The sequence below is a fragment of the Streptomyces djakartensis genome (genome assembly GCF_014651075.1).
Classification (GTDB): Bacteria; Actinomycetota; Actinomycetes; order Streptomycetales; family Streptomycetaceae; genus Streptomyces; species Streptomyces djakartensis.
The window spans coordinates 1-675 of the sequence record NZ_BMWE01000073.1; the positions used below are offsets into that span (position 1 = coordinate 1).

Annotated in this window: 1 protein-coding gene; it reads right to left on the reverse strand. The window is 36.4% G+C overall.

The features are described from left to right. The coding region (locus IE212_RS34520; RefSeq protein ID WP_229864736.1) for a hypothetical protein at positions 1-675 on the reverse strand (675 nt) is incomplete at both ends.

Here is a 675-nt window from a genome sequence, read left to right on the forward strand (position 1 = left end):
ATACCATTAAATTTATTCTCAAGTGCGGTATCAGCTGCTTTTCTATCTTCGATTTCTTTATCGATACGTTTACCCAGAGCATTATCAGCAGCAATTCTTGCAGCTTCTTCAGCATCAATATTATCCTGGAGAACTTTATCTGCAGCAATACGCTCATTACGTTCTGTAGTAAGGTCCTGAGTATTCTTATCTACTTTAGCTTCAATACGAATATCCTCAGCCTTTCTAGCCTCAATCTCTGTATTCAACAGTTCCTTGATTTCAAGGTAGCCAGTATTCTGATTGCTTTGTAATCCCTGAATTAATTCTAGGTTACGTTGAATATTAGCAGTATTCTTAGCAATTAATTCATCCTGAGCCTGAGCCTTTGTTAATAATTCAGAACGAGTTTCTGTTACGAAAGTTCTCAATTCGCTTACTGTAGCATTAAGAGTAGTACTTAATTCAGTAAACTTCTGAGTAACTTGTTCATCAGCTGCAGTTCTATCGGAGATTTCCTTATCTATAATACCCTTAAGTTCAGTCAGCTTATTAGTAATTGTAGTTGCAAAGTTAGGATCATCTCCTAATGCTTTTGCAATCTCTTCTAGAGTATCTAATACTCCAGGAGCAGAACCAATAACCTTTTGGATTGCAGCTTCTACTTGTTCGGCATTCTGATAGTTAGAATCGTTT